19 protein-coding genes are annotated in these 16,939 nt (G+C 68.4%); 17 read left to right on the plus strand and 2 right to left on the minus strand.

The window, feature by feature from the left end; translation table 11 throughout:
- The 12 genes from BLTE_RS10245 (at position 1) to BLTE_RS10300 (ending at position 9,390) form a co-directional block, all read left to right on the plus strand.
- Positions 1-354 (plus strand): hypothetical protein, encoded by a 354-nt coding sequence (locus tag BLTE_RS10245; protein ID WP_126400117.1) that lies wholly within the window; start codon positions 1-3, stop codon positions 352-354.
- A complete protein-coding gene (locus BLTE_RS10250) occupies positions 354-905 on the plus strand; it encodes a hypothetical protein (protein WP_126400121.1) in 552 nt (183 codons plus the stop codon). Before BLTE_RS10245 ends, BLTE_RS10250 begins: the two co-directional genes overlap by 1 nt.
- Complete coding sequence (locus tag BLTE_RS10255; RefSeq protein ID WP_126400124.1) at positions 902-1,342, plus strand: NlpC/P60 family protein; 441 nt, start codon at positions 902-904, stop codon at positions 1,340-1,342. Before BLTE_RS10250 ends, BLTE_RS10255 begins: the two co-directional genes overlap by 4 nt.
- Positions 1,339-4,095, plus strand: coding sequence for a phage tail protein (locus BLTE_RS10260; protein ID WP_126400127.1), 2,757 nt, complete (start codon positions 1,339-1,341; stop codon positions 4,093-4,095). Before BLTE_RS10255 ends, BLTE_RS10260 begins: the two co-directional genes overlap by 4 nt.
- A gap of 44 nt (positions 4,096-4,139) precedes the next feature.
- A complete protein-coding gene (locus BLTE_RS10265; protein ID WP_126400130.1) occupies positions 4,140-4,949 on the plus strand; it encodes a hypothetical protein in 810 nt (269 codons plus the stop codon).
- Positions 4,950-5,049: 100 nt separating this feature from the next.
- The gene (locus BLTE_RS10270; RefSeq protein ID WP_126400133.1) at positions 5,050-5,370 is read left to right on the plus strand and encodes a spike base protein, RCAP_Rcc01079 family; all 321 of its coding nucleotides are present in this window, start codon (positions 5,050-5,052) and stop codon (positions 5,368-5,370) included.
- 11 nt (positions 5,371-5,381) lie between these two features.
- Entirely contained in the window at positions 5,382-6,743 is a 1,362-nt protein-coding gene (locus BLTE_RS10275) for a phage head spike fiber domain-containing protein (RefSeq protein WP_126400136.1), read from the plus strand.
- A complete protein-coding gene (locus BLTE_RS10280) occupies positions 6,740-7,186 on the plus strand; it encodes a hypothetical protein (RefSeq protein ID WP_126400139.1) in 447 nt (148 codons plus the stop codon). Before BLTE_RS10275 ends, BLTE_RS10280 begins: the two co-directional genes overlap by 4 nt.
- A 67-nt stretch (positions 7,187-7,253) precedes the next feature.
- On the plus strand, positions 7,254-8,171 hold the full coding sequence (locus tag BLTE_RS18330) for a lysozyme (protein WP_197723226.1): 918 nt from the start codon (positions 7,254-7,256) through the stop codon (positions 8,169-8,171).
- 17 nt (positions 8,172-8,188) lie between these two features.
- The gene (locus BLTE_RS10290; RefSeq protein ID WP_126400142.1) at positions 8,189-8,848 is read left to right on the plus strand and encodes a hypothetical protein; all 660 of its coding nucleotides are present in this window, start codon (positions 8,189-8,191) and stop codon (positions 8,846-8,848) included.
- A gap of 8 nt (positions 8,849-8,856) precedes the next feature.
- Positions 8,857-9,150 (plus strand): hypothetical protein, encoded by a 294-nt coding sequence (locus BLTE_RS10295; protein ID WP_126400144.1) that lies wholly within the window; start codon positions 8,857-8,859, stop codon positions 9,148-9,150.
- Positions 9,151-9,153: 3 nt separating this feature from the next.
- Positions 9,154-9,390: a hypothetical protein gene (locus BLTE_RS10300; protein ID WP_126400147.1), complete on the plus strand. Its 237-nt coding sequence runs from the start codon at positions 9,154-9,156 to the stop codon at positions 9,388-9,390.
- Positions 9,391-9,465: 75 nt separating this feature from the next.
- Here BLTE_RS10300 and BLTE_RS10305 read toward each other — a convergent pair whose 3' ends face one another.
- Entirely contained in the window at positions 9,466-11,277 is a 1,812-nt protein-coding gene (locus BLTE_RS10305; protein WP_126400150.1) for a COR domain-containing protein, read from the minus strand.
- A gap of 35 nt (positions 11,278-11,312) precedes the next feature.
- On the opposite strand from BLTE_RS10305, the gene tnpA reads away from it, so the two are divergent.
- From tnpA to BLTE_RS10325, 4 genes are all read left to right on the plus strand, one after another.
- Positions 11,313-11,663, plus strand: coding sequence for an IS66-like element accessory protein TnpA (gene tnpA / locus BLTE_RS10310; RefSeq protein WP_126397727.1), 351 nt, complete (start codon positions 11,313-11,315; stop codon positions 11,661-11,663).
- Complete coding sequence (gene tnpB, locus BLTE_RS10315) at positions 11,660-12,007, plus strand: IS66 family insertion sequence element accessory protein TnpB (RefSeq protein WP_126397729.1); 348 nt, start codon at positions 11,660-11,662, stop codon at positions 12,005-12,007. Before tnpA ends, tnpB begins: the two co-directional genes overlap by 4 nt.
- A gap of 68 nt (positions 12,008-12,075) precedes the next feature.
- Positions 12,076-13,725 carry an IS66 family transposase gene (gene tnpC, locus BLTE_RS10320; protein ID WP_126398497.1) on the plus strand — a complete coding sequence of 550 codons (1,650 nt, stop codon included), beginning with the start codon at positions 12,076-12,078 and terminating at the stop codon, positions 13,723-13,725.
- Between the two features lie 2 nt (positions 13,726-13,727).
- Positions 13,728-13,970 (plus strand): hypothetical protein, encoded by a 243-nt coding sequence (locus tag BLTE_RS10325; RefSeq protein ID WP_126397733.1) that lies wholly within the window; start codon positions 13,728-13,730, stop codon positions 13,968-13,970.
- Here BLTE_RS10325 and BLTE_RS10330 read toward each other — a convergent pair.
- Positions 13,959-15,824: a leucine-rich repeat domain-containing protein gene (locus BLTE_RS10330; protein ID WP_145988187.1), complete on the minus strand. Its 1,866-nt coding sequence runs from the start codon at positions 15,822-15,824 to the stop codon at positions 13,959-13,961. The two genes, BLTE_RS10325 and BLTE_RS10330, sit on opposite strands and share 12 nt — an antisense overlap.
- A gap of 264 nt (positions 15,825-16,088) precedes the next feature.
- Between BLTE_RS10330 and BLTE_RS10335 the strand changes: the two genes are divergently transcribed.
- Positions 16,089-16,934, plus strand: coding sequence for a DNA adenine methylase (locus BLTE_RS10335; protein WP_126400155.1), 846 nt, complete (start codon positions 16,089-16,091; stop codon positions 16,932-16,934).
- The last annotated feature ends 5 nt before the right edge of the window (positions 16,935-16,939 follow it).

Raw genomic sequence — 16,939 nt, forward strand, 5'->3', positions numbered from 1 at the left:
GTGGCCGCAAGCTGGCCGCCGACGGTGCCGCAGAGCGCGGTGCTGGAGAGCTATGTCCATGTGCCGGTGCGCAATGTCGAACGGTTCGAGCCGGATTCCGGCCCGCCGATCGAGCGGCGCACCGCCAGCGTGGCGTGCGCCAGCCTGTCGTTCGACACGATGATGACGACGGGACAGCTCGCCGACCTGCGCCGGTTCTACCTCTCGACGCTCCAGGACGGCGTGCTGCCGTTCGACCGCGTCGACCCGGTCGGCGGCGAGACGATCCGCTGCAAGTTCGCCGACGTCTATGCGCCGCGCCGTGTCGCGCCCGACCGGTGGCGGGTCGGCCTGTCATTCCTGGTGCTGCCCTGATGGCGCGCCCGATCCCGCCCTGGCACCGCATCGCCCTCGACGCCTCGGCGTCGGGCGACGTGGTGCTGATGTTTGCCGAGATCACCGCCCGCGCGCTGCTGACGCCGATCCGGGTGGTGAGCGAAGGGCCGGGCGGGGTGTCGACCGCGGGCGGCACCACGATCGGCTATCGGCTGGGCGGCGTGAACCATGTCGGCGTGCCCTACCGCGTCGATCTGCTGACCGACGATGAGTCCGCGCCGCGGGCGACGATCGTGGTGCCGAACATCGACCGGCGGATCGGCACCGCCGCGCTGCTGACAACCGAGGCGCCGCGGCTCGATCTGCGGATGGCGCTGCTGTCCGACTGGGCGCTCGCCGTCGACGCCGACAATGCCCGCTCGCCGATCGCCACGCCGACGGTGCTGTGGCAGGGGCTTCATCTGTCGCTGCGCAATGTGCGCGGCTCGGCCGTGCAGATCGAAGCCGACATCTCGGGGCTCGACCTCACCTCCGAGCCGTGGCCGGCGATCCGCACCACGCCGGACCGGACCCCGGCGCTGTACCGATGATCGGCCCGCCGAGTCTTGGCCCGCCATCTTGGGCAGCGGCGTGGGTCGGCACGCCCTATCGCGACATCGGCTTCGACCGGCGGGGCTGCCATTGCTGGGGGCTGGTGGTGGCAATCTATGCCGAGCGGCTTGGGATCGACCTGCCGCACTACGCCGAGCTGACGGCGCGCGACCTGCGGGCCGCGGCGCGCGCCTTCGCGGCCGGCCGCGTCGCCGCCCCCTGGCGGTCCGTCGAAGTGCCCGACGATCTCGACGTGGTGGTGATGACCGCGCGCGTGCGGGGTGACGGCCGTTGGCATTGGATCGACGGCCATGTCGGCGTGATGGTCGGGCGGCGCCATGTGCTGCACGTCGAGATCGACACCGCCGCGGTGTGCGTGCCGCTCGCGACGTTGCGGCCGCGGGTGGTTGGCTTCCATCGATACGAGACCAGATGACCACATCCGTTCCCATTCTCTGGCGTGAAGGCTGCGAGCCCTTCGCCGGCCGGCCGCGGCTGCGGCGCCTGCCGGTGATCGACCGCGCGCCGACGGTGGCGGAGATCGTCGCCGGCATCGAGGATCTGCCGCCGTGGTTCTGGTCGTCAGGAATCGTCTGCATCGACGGGCGCGCCGTGCCGCGCGAGATGTGGGCGTTCGTGCGGCCGCAGCCGAGCCGAGACGGGCGCGAGATCGTGGTGTCGCTGCACACGCCGGTGCAGGGCGGCGGCGGTGGTGGCGGTGGCGGCAAGAGCCCGTGGTCGACGGTCGCGATGATCGCCATCGTCGCCGCGACGCTGTGGGTCGGCGGCGGCGGGCTCGCCGGCACGCTGGGCGGGGCCTTCGCCGCCGGCAAGATCGGCGCCGTGATTGGTGCCGCCTCGATCTCGATCGCCGGGCAGCTGGCGGTGGCGGCGCTGACGCCGACGCCGTCATTCGACGACACCAAGGCGAGCGCGGCCGAGGCCGACACCGCAAAATCCGCCTCGCTCTCCGGCAACGTGCTGCGCCCGGGCGGCGCCGTGCCGCGGGTGATCGGCACCAGCCTGGTCTATCCGCCACTGGCGGCGCAGGTGCTCACCGAGATCGTCGAGGATGATGAGCAGGTCGAGGCGGTGTTCGTGCTGGCGGGCCCGCACACCATCTCCGATGTGCTGGTCGACGGCACGCCGGCCTCGCAGCTCGACAATGTGGCGGTCGAGATCCATGAGGGGTTCGGCTCCGCCGCCCGCATGTCGCTGCTCGAACGCTACGCCGCGACCGCGCAGCCAAACATCACGCTGCGCGGCCACAGCACCGACGACGTCAACTCGGAGGTGCTCGCCGATCAGGCCAATCCGGGCGCCTGCGTGCCGGTCTGGACCAGCCACCTCTGCACGGGCGGTCCGGATGAGATCTGGCTCGATCTCTCCTGGCAGCAGGGCCTGTTCCGCACCACCGACCCCAACGAGTCGATCTTCCTGCCGGTGCGGGTGCGCATGCGCCCGCGCGGCGGCAGCGATGCCGACTGGCGCAATCTGCCGGAGCTGCACTTCCACTCCAACCGCCCCAACACCTATCGCAAGTCGATCCGCATCGTCTGGGGCAGGGCGCCGGAGAGCCCGACGCCGAAGACGGCCCGGGCGCCGTTCCGCGCCTACACCACCGTGCCGGCGCAGGGCGTGACAGGAACCACCGGGGGATGGACGGCCAGCAGCCACTTCCATTCCGGCTCCGGGGCGACCTATCTCCATTCCGCCAACGTCGCCACCACCGGCGTGCGGAATGTCGACCTCCACCGCGACAAGGCGGTGCTCCACGTTGGCGGAACCGAGTTTCCGGAAGGCGTGGACTGGGAGGTGCAGATCATTGCCGGGCATCCGGTGCGCTCGACCTACTTCACAGTGCCAACCTACGTCTATTCGAGCGCGGTCTATGACTTCTTCGGCTACAGATATTCGGAGTCGCAGTATGTCATCCTGTCGGTTCTGAACTCGTTCCAGTGGCTTCCGACGCTCAACCGCGTTGCCCGGGTGTGGCGCGATCCGCTGGTGCCCGGCGGCGACTTCGCAGTGATCCAGCTTCGCGCCCGCGGCCAGACCATCTCGCGCGTCGGCGCCGTCGCCGCCGGCTATGTGCGGGATTGGGACGCGACAAGCCGGACGTGGTCGAACTGGATCACCACCTCGAACCCGGCCCCGCACTATCGCGACGTGCTGGCCGGCGATCTCGCCGCCCGGCGGGTGCCCGAGGCGATCATCGATGACGACGTGCTGGTGGACTGGCGCCAGCACTGCATCGACAACAGCTACGCGGTCTCGGCAGTGGTCGAGGGGCGCGCATCCCCCGACGTGCTGTCGCTGATCGCGGCGGCCGGCTACGCCCGTCCACGCCAGTCCGAGACCTGGGGCGTGATCGTCGACCATGACCGCTCGGCCGAAAGTCCCGTGCAGCACTTCTCGGCCCGCACCACGCGCGGGCTCACCTTCGAGAAGGCGTTCGCAGCGCTGCCGGACGGCCTGCGTGTCCGCTATCGCGACGAGACGGCGGACTATGGCGAGACCGAAACGATCGTCATGGCGCCATGGGCGGCGGGCGCCAGCAGCCTGCTGCTGGAAGACATCTCCTATGACGGCCTCAGTGCCGAGGCCTCCGCCCGCGCACGCGCGGCATTCGACCTGGCGCAGATGCTGCACCGCATGACCTTCTATGCGTTCGACGCCCCGGTCTCGGCGCTGGTGTGCCGGCGCGGCGACCTGGTCGGCGTCACCAGCGACGTGCTCGACCGCCAGACTGGCGGCGCCCGCATCAAGTCGATCATCCGTGACGGAGGCGACGTCATCGCCCTGACGCTCGACGGCACCGTGCCGACGCCGCGCGAGGACGCGTGGACCGACATCGACGCGGTGTGGTCCGACTATGACGAGGTCTGGGAGGCGCCGCGGCATGGGCTCGCCATCACTTTGACCGACGGAACCTCCGTCGTCGTCGAGGTGACGGCGCCGGACGGGGCGGAGGAGAGCGCGACGCTGGCGCTGGTCGATCCGCTGTCCGATCCCGGCACGGTGGCGACGCCCACCGGCCCGCAGGCGCGGCTGGCGCCCGACTGCCACGTGGTGGCCGGGCCGCTCGGCGCCGAGACGCGGCGGATGATCGTGCACACCATCATGCCGAAATCCGCCACCGAATTCTCATTGCGCCTCGTCGATGAGGCGCCGCAGCTGTGGGCCTGACGATGACCGAACCTATTCGCGGCGTGCCATGCAGGGATAACGGCTTGGCCGGGCGCACGCCCGCGCCCGGGTGGCAGAACCAGGTCAATGCCGAGATCGTGGCGCTGTGGGACCGGACGCCGCAGGCGCTGACGGTCACCGCGGGCACCAATGACCTGGTGTGCTCGATCGACGTCGCACCCCCGGCGCTGTTGACCGGCATGACCTTCCTGCTGACGCCGCTCGCCGACAATACCGGGGCGATGACGGTGGCGATCGGCGGGCTCGCCGCGGTGGCGCTGTGTGACGCCGGCGGCGACGCCTTCACCGGCGGCGAGATGGCGGCCGGGCGCGCCGAGCTGGTGACGTTCGACGGCACACGGCTGCGCAAGCTGACCGGCGGCGCCGGCGCCGAGAACGGCGGCAAGCTGCTGGCGATCTGGGTCGACCGCAAGACGCTCAACACCAGTGGCGGAACGTTCACGGCCGGCGCGCAGCAGACCCGTGCGCTGACCTATGAGGACTTCAACGATCTGCCCGGCGCCTCGCTCAACACGGCGACAGGCCGGTTCACGCTGCCGGCCGGCAGCTACACCGTGAAGTGGCGAGCGCCTGCCTACGCGGTCAACCGGCACAAGTCGTCGCTCTACAATTACACCAACTCGACGACCGTGAAGGAAGGCAGCTCGGGCTATTGTCCGTCCGGCGCAAGCCTGGATGTGTCGCAAGGGACGGCGGCGATCGACATTGTTGCATCCAAGGAATTCGAGATCCGGCACATCTGCCAGACGTCGCAGGCAACCACCGGGCTCGGCGTTGCGACCAATCTCGGCAGCTATGAGTACTACACGGTGGTTGAAATCTATTCGCGCTGATCGGATGGAAGCCCGAAATCCCGACAGTGCCCCGTCGGTTGCAGCCCTTGCCGCGCCGACGACCTGATCGTTCCCGCATTCAAACATCAAGGTGACGACCATGCCCTACGACAAGGGACGAGACCCGTTTGCGCAGTGGGCGAGCGCTCGCTCGGCGCCAGCGCTGCGGCTGGTCGACATCACGCCGACAGATGCCGAGTTGCCGATCTATCCGAAGGCGCTGCGCATCGTGGTGGGCACCGATGTCGCGCTGACCAACGGCTTCGCCACCGTGCGGGTGGTGCCGATCAGCGAGGACTCCGACACCGCCACCGTCGACCTCAAGGTGCCGCAAGGCCTCACCATCGAGCCGACCGGCGTGCGGCGGGTGCTCGCCACCGGCACCACGGCCGGCGTGGTGGTGCAGGGCTATGTGACCTGAGCGGGATCGCCATGCTTGGCATTGGATTCGATCTGCCGACGCTCGCCCGGCGCCGCAGCGGCGGTCGCTGGTATCGCCCCGACGACGTGCTGCGCATCCTGCCCGGCTCCAACCGCGCCATGGTGCGGCTGTCGTCGGGCGTCGTCGTCGAGGGCACGATCGAGACGCTGATCGCGCTCGGCTATCTCACCTATGCCCGCACCGGCTCGGGGTGGGCCATCGACAAGGCTGGCGTGTGGCGCGAGTTCACCAGCAACGCACCGCGCATCACCGATGCCGGCATGACGATCGAGCCGGCGGCGACGAACCTCGTAACCAACAGCTCGGCTCAAGGGGCCGTTCTTGGCGTCCTGGGAGCCGGCGGCGCCCTGCCAACGGGATGGTTCACCTCCGGTGGCACCGGCCTCACCAAGGAGGTGGTCGGGATCGGTGTCGAGGACGGCATCCCCTATATCGACGTCCGCTTCTGGGGCACCAATGCCGACAATTACGCCACCGTCGTTCCGTCAAACCTGTCTGGGCTGGTCACCGGCACGTCCTATACGTCCTCGATTTTCGTGACCTTGGTGGCCGGTTCCACGGCGTCCTTGACGAGCCGGACATTGAAGACGCGATACAACCTCTCGCCGTCCGGCGCGACGGACATAAACCAGAACCTCACCTTCGCGCCTGGGCGGCTGGTGGACAACCGGCAGTCTGGTGTCGCGGTGACCGCAGGCACCCTCACCGGAACGGGCCAGCTCATCCTCGTCTTCAACAACTCTCCCGGCGCCGCCATCGACCTCACGATCCGTATCGGCTGCCCGCAGGTGGAAGCGGGCCTTGTTGCCTCCTCGCCGATCCTGACCGCCGGCAGTGCCGCCACCCGCGCCGCCGACGATTTCCGCTGCCCGACCTCGGGGCTCTCGCTGCCCACGAGCGGCACACTGGTGGCGGAGATTGTGCCCGCCGCGTCCTTCGACGCCACCTATGCGACGGAAACCGGACTGTTGGTCGTAGACGACGCCGACAATGCGCGGCTTTCTCTGCGTGGTGCGGGTACGGCTAAAGGTCCGCGCTTGGTCGTCGGAGACGGCACAGCACTGGGAGCCGTAAGCCCAACGACGGGTGTTTCAGCTGGTGTCGCCTGTCGCGCTATCGCGGTCTACAGCGACACCAAAACAGGAGACAACCGACTGCATGTGAATGGCGTCAACGCAGGAACGGCAGGCGGCCGGACCTCCACATTCAACGCTCCCACCTCAATCGGCCTCGGGCAGGCCGCGAATGGGGGCGGCTTCCACATGTCCGGCGTCGCGCGTGAATGGGGTATTCGGTCCACCGTGCTCGCGAGCGCAGACGGAACCCTGGAGAGCACGAGGTATGTCGCATGAGCGAGTTCGACACACTTCTCCGCTTCGATACGTTCGATGCGCTGCTGGCGGCCCTGCCGTGCTCAGATGATCCCCGCCCGCCCTGCTGGCGGATTGAGGAGTGGACGACATCTGAGCCGCCGCGGTGCCTCAAATCGTGGACCGTGCTGGCGCCGGTGGCGGTCACCCCGCCGGTGGTCGCGGTGATGGACGACGGATTTCCGGTCTACGCCTATGATCCGGCCGACGTGATCCTCCCTGGCGCCTACGCCGTGGTCACCACCACCGGCATCGACGAGGGCCTGTGGGAGAGCCCCGCCGCCATCGCCATGCGCGACCGTGTCACGGGCGCGGTGATCCGCCAGCGCACCACCAACGCCGTCGATCTGTCGATGTGCATCAGCCCGGTGTGGGCCGGCATGCCGAACGGGTTCGTGCTGCCGGCGATGCCGCCGGCCGGATAGCCCAAGCCACCCGCTGCTGATCTGACGCGCCGCCCTTTCCGGGCGGCTTTTTCATGAGGACATTGCCATGCGCCTCTCCGCCGATGTCGGGGTGCCGCTCGTTCAGGCCTTCGAAAGCTGCCTTGATCCCGTGACCGGTGCGCCCGGCTTCTTCAAGCCCTACCGCTGCCCGGCCGGCGTGCTCACCATCGGCTGGGGCCACACCAACCACCATGCGCCGAAGTTCGCAGCGTCGGCGGTGTGGTCGCAGGAAGACTGCGACCGCGCCTTTGTCGCCGACATGGCGGTGTTCGAGCGGCACGTGGCGGCGCAGATGGGCAGCGCGCTCATCCGCCTGTCGCAGGGCCAGTTCGACGCGCTGGTGTCGTGGTCGTTCAACTGCGGCGGCCCGGAGACGTCTTCGGTTTGGCCGGCAGCGCGCAAGGCGGCGGCGAGCGGCCAGGCCAAGGACGCCGCGGCGGTCGCCGAGCGGCTCGCCCGCTGGAACAAGGCGAACGGCAAGGTGCTGGCCGGCCTGGTCCGGCGCCGCAAGGCCGAGGGGCAGCTGTTCATGGGCGACGCGGCCGGCGCGCTCAAGACGGCCGGCGCGCAGAGCAGGAAACCGCTGCCCATGCCGCAGGTGCTGGACACGCCCACACCGGGCCTGGCGGACGCCGCGAAGCGCTGCCCGATCGGCTCGGCGCTCACCGGCGCCGGCACGGCCGCGGGCACCGGCGCCACGGTGCAGGGGGTGCAGGACAAACCGGCGCCCGTGCCCGAGCCGCCGCCCGACGCCACGCTGCCGCAGCCCAGCCCGCCGCCCGGCTACGCGCCGTTCGGCCCGCCGCCGCAGGCCGGCACGGCTCAGCCTGCAGCGGCTCCGGCCATCCCGCAGCTCGACGGCTGGACGCTCGCCGGCCTCTGCCTCGCCGCCGCGGTGCTGGTCGTCGCCGGCATTCTCATCATCCGCCGCAGGCAACGCCTCCTCGCCCTCGACTGGGCCTGATCGAAAGGAACCGCCTCATGGATCTTCAGCGTCTCGCCAGGAAGCTCATCGACCTCGGGGCGCCCACGATCGGGCGCCTCTTGGCCGACAATGCGGCGGCCATCGCCGGCGACGTCGCCGGCATGATCCCGCTGCCGATCCCGTTCAAGGAGACGGCGATCCGCTACGCGCTGCAGCGCGCCGGTGCGGCGCTTGGCGCCGACATCGCGAGCCCGGCCGAGCTCGAGGCTGCCCTCGACGCGACGCCGCCGGCCGAGGCCGCCGCGAAGCTGGCGCCGATCGAGGCTGGCCTCGCGGCCATGGTGGAGGTCGAGCGCGAGCGCATCCGCGCCGAGGCCGAGGTGGCCCGCGTCCAGGTCGCCGAGGTCAACGCCTCGATCCGCGCCGAGGCGGCGACGCGCGACGGCTGGTGGGGGACGTGGCGCACCATCCTGGCCTACGAGCTGGCACTGGAATGCCCGGCCTGGGCGGCGCTCATGATGTGGGCGATCGTCGCCGGCCGCATCGCCGATCTGGTGGCCGCGGCCAGCCTGCTCAGCGTGTGGTGGGGTGCCCGCTTCGGGATCCTCGGCGTCCATGTCTGGACCGGCAGCCACGAGCGCCAGACCGCCATCACCGGCCAGCCGATCCCCGGCGTGGTCGGGGCGCTGGCCGGCGCCATCAAAGCGAGAAGGTGAGGCGTGCCATGCCCGAGATCTGCCCGACGCCGGGTCGGGCCTGCCCGTTCGACGGCGAGGCGCGCGAGCGAATCGCCGTCCTGGAGGCGGATGCCAAGCACTCCGCCGACACGATGACCCAGATGGCGGCGGACCTCCGCGCCATCCGGGTCGACCTCGATCAGATCAGCCGGCAGTTCATCGCCGCGACCTCCAAGGTGCGGGGCGGCTGGTGGATGCTGATCCAGGTCGGCGCGGTGTTCACCGCGCTCGGCGGGTTCGGGACTTGGCTCGCCGGCCGGCTGATCTCCGGTGGACACTGAGTCGTGGCGCCGCCGATCGAGCCGCATCCGCGGCTGCTGCCCTTCCTGGTCCGCCACATCGACCATCACGAGCTGGTTTGCCCGGTCATCACCGGTGGCGAGGTGGTGTGCGTGCGCTACCGCCTCGACCCCGGCGCCGTGCTGATGTTCGCGGGAGAGTTCGGCGTGGCGGCGGCTCATGTGATCCGCCGCGCCGGGATCGACCTCCGACGCCGCGCGACCGCCCGGCCGGCATCATGACGGACCTGCCGGCCTCCGCGCCTCACGCAGCCCGCGCCACGATTTCGCCGGCAGACCGACAAGAGCAATCTGATCTCAGCTCGCCCCGTCCGGCTCGTCGCCGGGCAGCGGCTTTTCCTCTGGCGGGCTCGGAGATTTGTTCGGAAGGTCATCAAGGCCGTACTTGACCAGGTCCTCGAACTTGCGCGGTTGCAGGATGTCGGTCACCGTTTCGAGAATGTCGCCGATGCGGTGGGCAAACTCCTTCATGAGGCGGTATTTCTCGAAGTCCTTTCCGCCCAGCACGTCCGGGCCATGCTCCTTCACGATCGCTTCGAGTTCCCCGCTCTTCTGTCGCCAATAGACGGCACAGAGCGCCCGGTCCATCGGCGTCCAGACCTTTGCGTCGTCCAACGTGAACACCCGAATGCGCTTGAGAAACTCCTCGTCATCCTGCCGGCAGTTCCGCCACACCGCCGCCAGTTCGTACATGCAATAGGGTGACTCGAGGTACTTCTGGCTCAGCACGATGAAGACGCGGTCGCCTCGTCCGATGCGGTCCATGAACTTCGAGATGCGATCGCCAACCGCGAGCGCCATCTTGTCGCGCACAATGGTGATGCCGCGCTGTTCCGCTGCCACGCAAAGCTGGTCGACGACGGTTTCCCGCGCGCGGCCCTCGGGCGTGGTATCTCCCCACGCATAGGACACGAAGAATTCCCGCTGCATTGCGGCTTCCTGGGAGAATTTCAGGGGCGCCGGCCGATCGGGCGTGTTCGGGGCCAACGTCTCGACCAGGCGCTCCGCGGCCGATGCCGACGGCTCTTGTGTCGTCGTCGCGGTGATCCCGAACCGCTGCTGTTCATCTTCGACCAGCTCCGTCAGCCGGGCCAGCAACTCGCCCGCACGGCCGCGTTGGGTCTGGACGACGATGCGGCCACCCCAACTGGCCTCGTTCATGTGTTGGGTGATGAGAGCACGGCTCCCAGTATCCGCCTCAAAGACATAGAGCCCGCCGCGCCAATAGTCGGCGGCGAGCCCGGCCACGCTGCCGACCCGCGAGATGATCGCGCGGGTCAGGAAGGACGGCAGCAGGTCATAGTCGAACGCGGCGGTCTCGATTGGCTGGTCGGCGTCCCATTTCTGGTCGGTGTCGGTCGCGGCGCGGTCCGGCAGCAGGTCAGGGGCGATGTACTCCGGCTCGATGTTCTTGTCCGGGACGCCTGCGCGATATCGAAAGCAGACGCCGCAGGATTCCATCATGCTGATGAAATGCTGCTGTTCTTTCTCCTTGTATCCCGCCTCATCCCAGATCCACTCTGCGAGATCGGAGGGGGTGAAGCGGCCGTGCTGCCGCTGGAGCTTCTTGACGCATTTTTCGCGATGGAGAACCGCATAGATTGCCTCCAGCGCCCAGCCCTGGTCGACGATGATTCGGTTGTCGAACAGCCCCTGACGATAGAACACCGTCCCGGCATTGTGCAGATAGCTCAGCACGTGCTCGGGCTGGTCGAGGCCGGCATCCCGGCAGAATTCGACAAACGTCTCGCAAGAAATTGTTCGATGCTGGCGCTCGGCGGGCGGCAGCTTGGCGTCCGCATCGCGCAGGGCCTCGATTTGCCGTTTGACCTTGGCGCGCCCGACCCCGATCACCACCGTGCCATGCTGCTCCTTTAGATAGGCGACGGCTTGGTGCAGAGCGTCGTCGAGGCTCGGGCGCCCGCGATCGTTTCGGGCGCTGTAGCGGACCAGCCGCGGTGGCAGGCGGAACCTGCCGAGCGCAGCATCCGACACCGGAGGCCGAAGCTTGTCGTCCTGGCTTGAATCGCAGCGGGTCTGGACGATGAGTATCCCTCCGGCGTGGGCCGCCTTGTGTGGGACCTCGCGCTTCGCGGATGCTGCGCGCATAGGAGCGCTCTTACGAGCGCGCGTAAGAGCGCAGCATGAGCCAGATGACGGTGCTGACGGGGCCGGAGCGGCGCCGGCGGTGGAGCGGCGAGGAACGGCGGGAGATCGTGGCGGCGGCGTTTGCGCCGGAGGCGATCGTGGCGGACGTAGCACGGCGCTACGGGGTATCGACCAGCCTGATCTACAAATGGCGGCACGAGGTTGGCGACGGGACGAGCGGGGTTGGGTTCGCCCGCGCGATCGTCGTGGAGGCCGGTGGGACGGCCGCGGCCACGAGGGAAGACGGCGCCGCGATCGTCGTGGAATTGGCCGGCGGCGTGCGGGTTGAGATCGGCGCGTCTGCGCCGGCGGCGTTGGTGACGGCAACCCTCAAGGCGCTGCGATGATCCCGGTTCCGGCGGGCGTGCGGATCTGGATCGCGACCGGACATACGGACATGCGCAAGGGCATGCAGGGCCTGGCGCTGCTGGTGCAGGAAGGGCTCGGCCGCGACCCGTTCGGCGGCGACGTCTTCGTGTTCCGGGGCCGCGCCGGGACCTTGATCAAGGCGTTGTGGCACGACGGCATCGGCTTGTCGCTCTACGCCAAGCGGCTCGACCGCGGGCGCTTCGTGTGGCCGGCCACGGTCGACGGCGCGGTGGCGCTGACGGCGGCGCAAATGAGTTATCTGCTCGAGGCGATCGACTGGCGCAATCCCCAGCACACATGGCGGCCGCAGAGCGCGGGCTGATCAAATAATTGCGGCGACGCTCCACTTTGCACGTCACACCGCGGCGAAGATGTGATTCCATAGGATGCATGGACGCCGATGGTGATGCTGCCGCCGAACTCGCCGCGCTGAAGGAGGCGTTGGCGGCTGAGCGCGCAAAGACGCTGGAGGTCGCCGCAGACCTTGCGGTGGCGCGCGCCAAGGCCTCGGAAGATCAGGCGCTGATCGCCTATCAGAAGCTGCAGATCGCCAAGCTCGAGCGGCAGATTTACGGCCAGCGGTCGGAACGTGCGGCACGGCTGATCGAGCAGCTGGCGCTGGCGTTCGAGGAGCTCGAAGCGGGCGCGACCGAGGACGAACGCGCGGCCGAACAGGCCGCCGCCCAGACGACGACCGTGCGGGGCTTTACCCGCAAGCGCGCCGAGCGCCAGACCTTCCCCGAGCATCTGCCGCGGGAGCGCGTGGTGATCGATCCCCCGGCGGCCTGCGCGTGCTGTGGCGGCACGCGGCTGCGCAAGATCGGCGAGGACGTGACGCGGACGCTGGAGGTGATCCCGCGCCAGTGGAAGGTGATCGAGACGGTGCGGGAGAGGTTCAGCTGCCGCGACTGCGAGACGGTCTCCCAGGCGCCGGCGCCGTTCCATAGCATCCCGCGGGGCTGGGCCGGTCCCAGCCTGCTGGCCATGATCATGGTCGACAAGTTCGGCCAGCATCAGCCGCTGAACCGGCAGGCCGAGCGTTACGCGCTGGAGGGCGTGCCGATCGCGCTGTCGACGATGGCGGACGCCGTGGGGGCGGTCTGCAGCGAGCTCGCTCCGCTGCTCCGCCGCCTGGAGGCTCATGTGATGGCGGCAGAGCGGCTGCACGCGGATGACACGACCGTGCCGGTGCTGGCCAAGGGCAAGACCGACACCGGGCGCTGCTGGGTCTATGTCCGCGACGACCGGCCCTTCGGCGGCACCGATCCTCCGGCGGCGATGTTCTACTATTCGCGCGACCGCCGGGGCGAGCACCCCCAGGGGCATCTCGCCGGCTACGCGGGCATCCTGCAGGCCGACGCCTATGACGGCTACGCCCCGCTCTACCTGGTCGGACGCGCCCCTGGGCCGATCCGGGAGGCGGCCTGTTGGGCCCACGCGCGGCGGCCGTTCTTCGCCATGGCCGACATCGAGGGGACGGCGCGGCGCCGGGCCGCCGGCAGGACGGACGCCGTGCTCTCGCCGATCGCCATCGAGATGGTGCGCCGGATCGACGAGCTGTTCGAGATCGAGCGGTCGATCACCGGCACCAGCGCGCAGCAGCGCCTCGCCGTTCGCCAGGAGCGAAGCCGCCCCCTGGTCGAGGATCTTCATCGCCACATGCGCGAGGAGCTTGCCAAGCTCGCGCGCGGGCACGACCTCGCCAAGGCGTTCAATTACATCCTGAAGCGCTGGGCGAGCTTCACGCTGTTCCTCGAGGATGGGCGGGTTTGCCTGTCGAACAACGCCGCCGAACGCGGGCTTCGCGGCATCGCTCTTGGTCGCAAGTCGTGGCTGTTCTGCGGGTCCGATCGGGGCGGGCACCGCGCCGCCGCCATGTACAGCCTGATTGTCACGGCCAAGATGAACGGCATCGATCCGCAGGCCTGGCTGGCCGACGTCCTGGCGCGCCTGCCAAGCCACCCGGCGCATAGGCTCGATGACCTCCTGCCCTGGAATTGGGCGCCACGGCCCTCGGCACTCTCCGCTCGGGCGGCGTGAGCATGCACGTCAACAAGGTCTCCCGCGTCACCACGATCGCTCGCGTCGCCGAGGACCTCGGCGAAGACGAAGATTGGCTGCACCAGGTCGCCAACGAAATGGACGTCGAGGACGGCATCATCTGGGTCTACGGCGTCGGCGACGCCGCCGTCAGGGCGTTCACCGACTTCGGAATCGAGACCCTGGTCGAACTCATCAAAATCCACAAAGCAAACCCGGCGCTCCTCGGACCTTCAGAGCCGTAAGCGCCCCACCTGCGGCCCACGCCGGAGGGATACGACGATGACGACGGGAGAGTCCTCGCCGCCAAATTGGCGGATATAGTCCAGCCAATACGGCAAGGGCTGATTGCGAAAGAGGAGCCCGCCGTAGCTGTGCTCGGCCATGTCCTCGAATTCGGGTGCCCACACCAACAGGAAGATCGCCCGGCTGCGCATGAACAGCGCGTGGGTGCCGTGATAGATGTCCTGCCCGCCGAAGTCCCAGACGTGCAGCGTCGTCGGCCTGTCGCCGCCATTGCCGTGCAACTCGGTCGAACAGATATAGATGCCGTGGGTCGAGGCGATCGTCGGATCAAAGGGCTCGCTGCGCAGACGCCGGCAGATCTGGGTCTTGCCGATCCGCCCATTGCCGAGCACCATTAGCTTGACATCGGAGATCGGTTCTTCGCCGGCTTCGAGGTCGCGAACATGGGCGCGCAAGGAATCGAGGCAGTTGATATATTCAGATTGAGACAAGACTTCCGGGGGAATGCCCGGAACAGTGGTGTCATGTAGCGTCAGCTTTTTGAGAGACGGCACGAACAGAACGCTGTTCGGTACGGACAAAAGGCAACAGGACGAACAATCGAGGGTCCGCAGGTTGGTGAGTGTCGCCAACGGGGCGAGATCACTCACCTGGGTTTTGGAGCAGTCGAGAGTCTGCAAGCTGGTGAGCGCCGCAAGCGGGGCGAGATCACTCACCTGGGTTCCGGAGCAGTCGAGCGTCTGCAGACCGGTGAGCGCCGCCAGCGGGGCGAGATCGCTCACTTGGGTTCTAGCGCAGTCGAGCGTCTGCAAATTGGCGAGCGCCGCCAGCGGAGCGAGATCGCTCACCTTGGTTTTGGAGCAGTTGAGCATCTGCAGGCTGGTGAGCGCCGCCAGCGGGGCAAGATCGCTCACCAGGGTTCCGGAGCAGGTCAGCGTCTGCAGGCTGGTGAGCGCCGCCAGCGGGCCGAGATTGCTCACCTTTGTGAAGAAACAGGCGAGCGTCCGCAGGCTGGTGAACGCCGCCAGCGGGGAGAGATCGCTCACATTTGTGATGAAGCACTCGAGCGTCTGCAGGCTGGTGAGCGCCGCCAGCGGGGAGAGATCGCTCACCTGGGTTACGGAGCAGTCGAGCGTCTGCAGGCTAGTGAGCGCCGCGAGCGGGGCGAGATCGTTTACCTTTGTGAGGGAGCAGGTGAGCGTCTGCAAATTGGCGAGCGCCGCCAGCGGGGCGAGATCGCTCACCCCTGTTCCGGAGCATTTGAGCGTCTGCAAATTGGCGAGCGCCGCCAGCGGGGCGAGATCGCTCACCTCTGTTCCGGCGCAGTTGAGCGTCTGCAAATTGGCGAGCGTCGCCAGCGGGGCGAGATCGCTTACTTGGGTTCCGGCGCAGTCGAGCGTCTGCAAATTGGCGAGCGCCACCAGCGGGGCGAGATCGCTCACCCCTGTTCCGGAGCAGTTGAGCGTCTGCAAATTGGTGAGCGTCGCCAGCGGGGCGAGATCGCTCACCCCTGTTCCGGAGCAGTTGAGCGTCTGCAAATTGGCGAGCGCCGCCAGCGGGGCGAGATCAGAAACACCCGTCCGCTCAAGAAAAAGCGTCTCAAGGTTCGCGAGCTCGCTGAACCGATTGGTTTGTTCCGCGACGGTGTTCGAACCAGCGGGCCGTTTCCAGAGGTAGTCCTCCTTGCCTACGTCTTCCCAAGGTCGCGGTCCCAAATTGAGGGAACGCAAGTGGGTCAGCGCAAACAATTCTTTCGGCAGCCTCTCGAGTCCGAGGCCGCCAAGGTCCAGGAAGCCGGTCTGCTCGGTTGCTTCGCAGGCGATCCGGTCCCGGGCAATCGACAATCCGTCCATCAGCCTTGGCCCAACCAGGAATAAATGACAATTTTTAGCCCCGGAACGCGCATGCGCACAACCGAGGTTGCGCGACACCGCCCCAGGCCTCGCCGCCTGGTAGTGTCCTGATGTGGCTGGACGGAAGTGACGGGGCCCGGAGACGGGCTCCGGTCGCGGGTCCAAGTTTGGCGACTGTCCCGCGAAGCGTGAAGCTGGGCTTTGCCGCCGCCCCGTCGCTGCTGCGCAGCGGGGCTGCTCTGGCACAGCCAAGGTTAACGACACATGGAGAACGACACGCTGCGCCCCGTGGCGCCGGCGCGCCCGGTCGCGCCCTATATCGGCGGCAAGAAGCACCTCGCCGAGCGCTTGGCCGCCTGCATCGCGGCCGTGCCCCACGACAGCTATGTCGAGCCGTTCGTCGGCATGGGCGGGGTGTTTCTCCGCCGCCGGCGGGCGCCGAAGCTGGAGGTGATCAACGACATCTCCGGCGACGTCGCCACCTTCTTCCGCATCCTGCAGCGCCACTACGTGCCATTCATGGACATGCTGCGCTGGCAGGTTGCCGGCCGGCGGGAGTTCGAGCGGCTGCTGGCCTCCGACCCCACCACGCTGACCGACCTCGAGCGCGCCGCGCGGTTCCTGTACCTGCAGCGCGCCGCCTATGGCGGCAAGGTCGCCGGCCGGAGCTTCGGCGTGTCGCCGGGGGCGTCCTCCCGGTTCGACGTGACGCGGCTGGCCAAGCTGCTCGACGACCTGCACGAGCGCCTCGCCGGCGTAGTCATCGAGTGCCTGCCCTATGCTGAGGTGATCGCCCGCTATGACCGGCCGGGCACGCTGTTCTATCTCGACCCGCCCTACCACGGCTCGGAGACCGATTACGGGGCCGGGGTGTTTGCCGCGGCCGACTTCCGGCGGCTGGCGGGCCAGCTCGCCGGCATCAATGGCCGCTTCATCCTGTCGATCAACGACACCCCCGAGATGCGGTCGACCTTCGCCGCCTTCGATCAGGAGACGGTCGAGCTGACCTATTCGGTCAATGGCGCCTCGCCGCAGCGGGTGTCGGAGCTGATCGTGTGCTCGGCTGGGCTGCCGGCAGAGCATGCGGCGCCGAAGGGGCTCTTCGATTAGATGAT

It is taken from the genome of Blastochloris tepida, assembly GCF_003966715.1.
In the GTDB taxonomy this organism is placed as follows: domain Bacteria; phylum Pseudomonadota; class Alphaproteobacteria; order Rhizobiales; family Xanthobacteraceae; genus Blastochloris; species Blastochloris tepida.

Coding starts and splice junctions, on each gene's coding strand:
- BLTE_RS10305 (WP_126400150.1), bottom strand. CDS start 11,277: ATGCGCGCAGCATCCGCGAAGCGCGAGGTCCCACACAAGGCGGCCCAC.
- BLTE_RS10290 (WP_126400142.1), top strand. CDS start 8,189: ATGGATCTTCAGCGTCTCGCCAGGAAGCTCATCGACCTCGGGGCGCCC.
- BLTE_RS10260 (WP_126400127.1), top strand. CDS start 1,339: ATGACCACATCCGTTCCCATTCTCTGGCGTGAAGGCTGCGAGCCCTTC.
- BLTE_RS10330 (WP_145988187.1), bottom strand. CDS start 15,824: ATGGACGGATTGTCGATTGCCCGGGACCGGATCGCCTGCGAAGCAACC.
- BLTE_RS10275 (WP_126400136.1), top strand. CDS start 5,382: ATGCTTGGCATTGGATTCGATCTGCCGACGCTCGCCCGGCGCCGCAGC.
- tnpC (WP_126398497.1), top strand. CDS start 12,076: ATGGACGCCGATGGTGATGCTGCCGCCGAACTCGCCGCGCTGAAGGAG.
- tnpA (WP_126397727.1), top strand. CDS start 11,313: ATGAGCCAGATGACGGTGCTGACGGGGCCGGAGCGGCGCCGGCGGTGG.
- BLTE_RS10325 (WP_126397733.1), top strand. CDS start 13,728: ATGCACGTCAACAAGGTCTCCCGCGTCACCACGATCGCTCGCGTCGCC.
- tnpB (WP_126397729.1), top strand. CDS start 11,660: ATGATCCCGGTTCCGGCGGGCGTGCGGATCTGGATCGCGACCGGACAT.
- BLTE_RS10250 (WP_126400121.1), top strand. CDS start 354: ATGGCGCGCCCGATCCCGCCCTGGCACCGCATCGCCCTCGACGCCTCG.
- BLTE_RS18330 (WP_197723226.1), top strand. CDS start 7,254: ATGCGCCTCTCCGCCGATGTCGGGGTGCCGCTCGTTCAGGCCTTCGAA.
- BLTE_RS10335 (WP_126400155.1), top strand. CDS start 16,089: ATGGAGAACGACACGCTGCGCCCCGTGGCGCCGGCGCGCCCGGTCGCG.
- BLTE_RS10255 (WP_126400124.1), top strand. CDS start 902: ATGATCGGCCCGCCGAGTCTTGGCCCGCCATCTTGGGCAGCGGCGTGG.
- BLTE_RS10295 (WP_126400144.1), top strand. CDS start 8,857: ATGCCCGAGATCTGCCCGACGCCGGGTCGGGCCTGCCCGTTCGACGGC.
- BLTE_RS10270 (WP_126400133.1), top strand. CDS start 5,050: ATGCCCTACGACAAGGGACGAGACCCGTTTGCGCAGTGGGCGAGCGCT.
- BLTE_RS10280 (WP_126400139.1), top strand. CDS start 6,740: ATGAGCGAGTTCGACACACTTCTCCGCTTCGATACGTTCGATGCGCTG.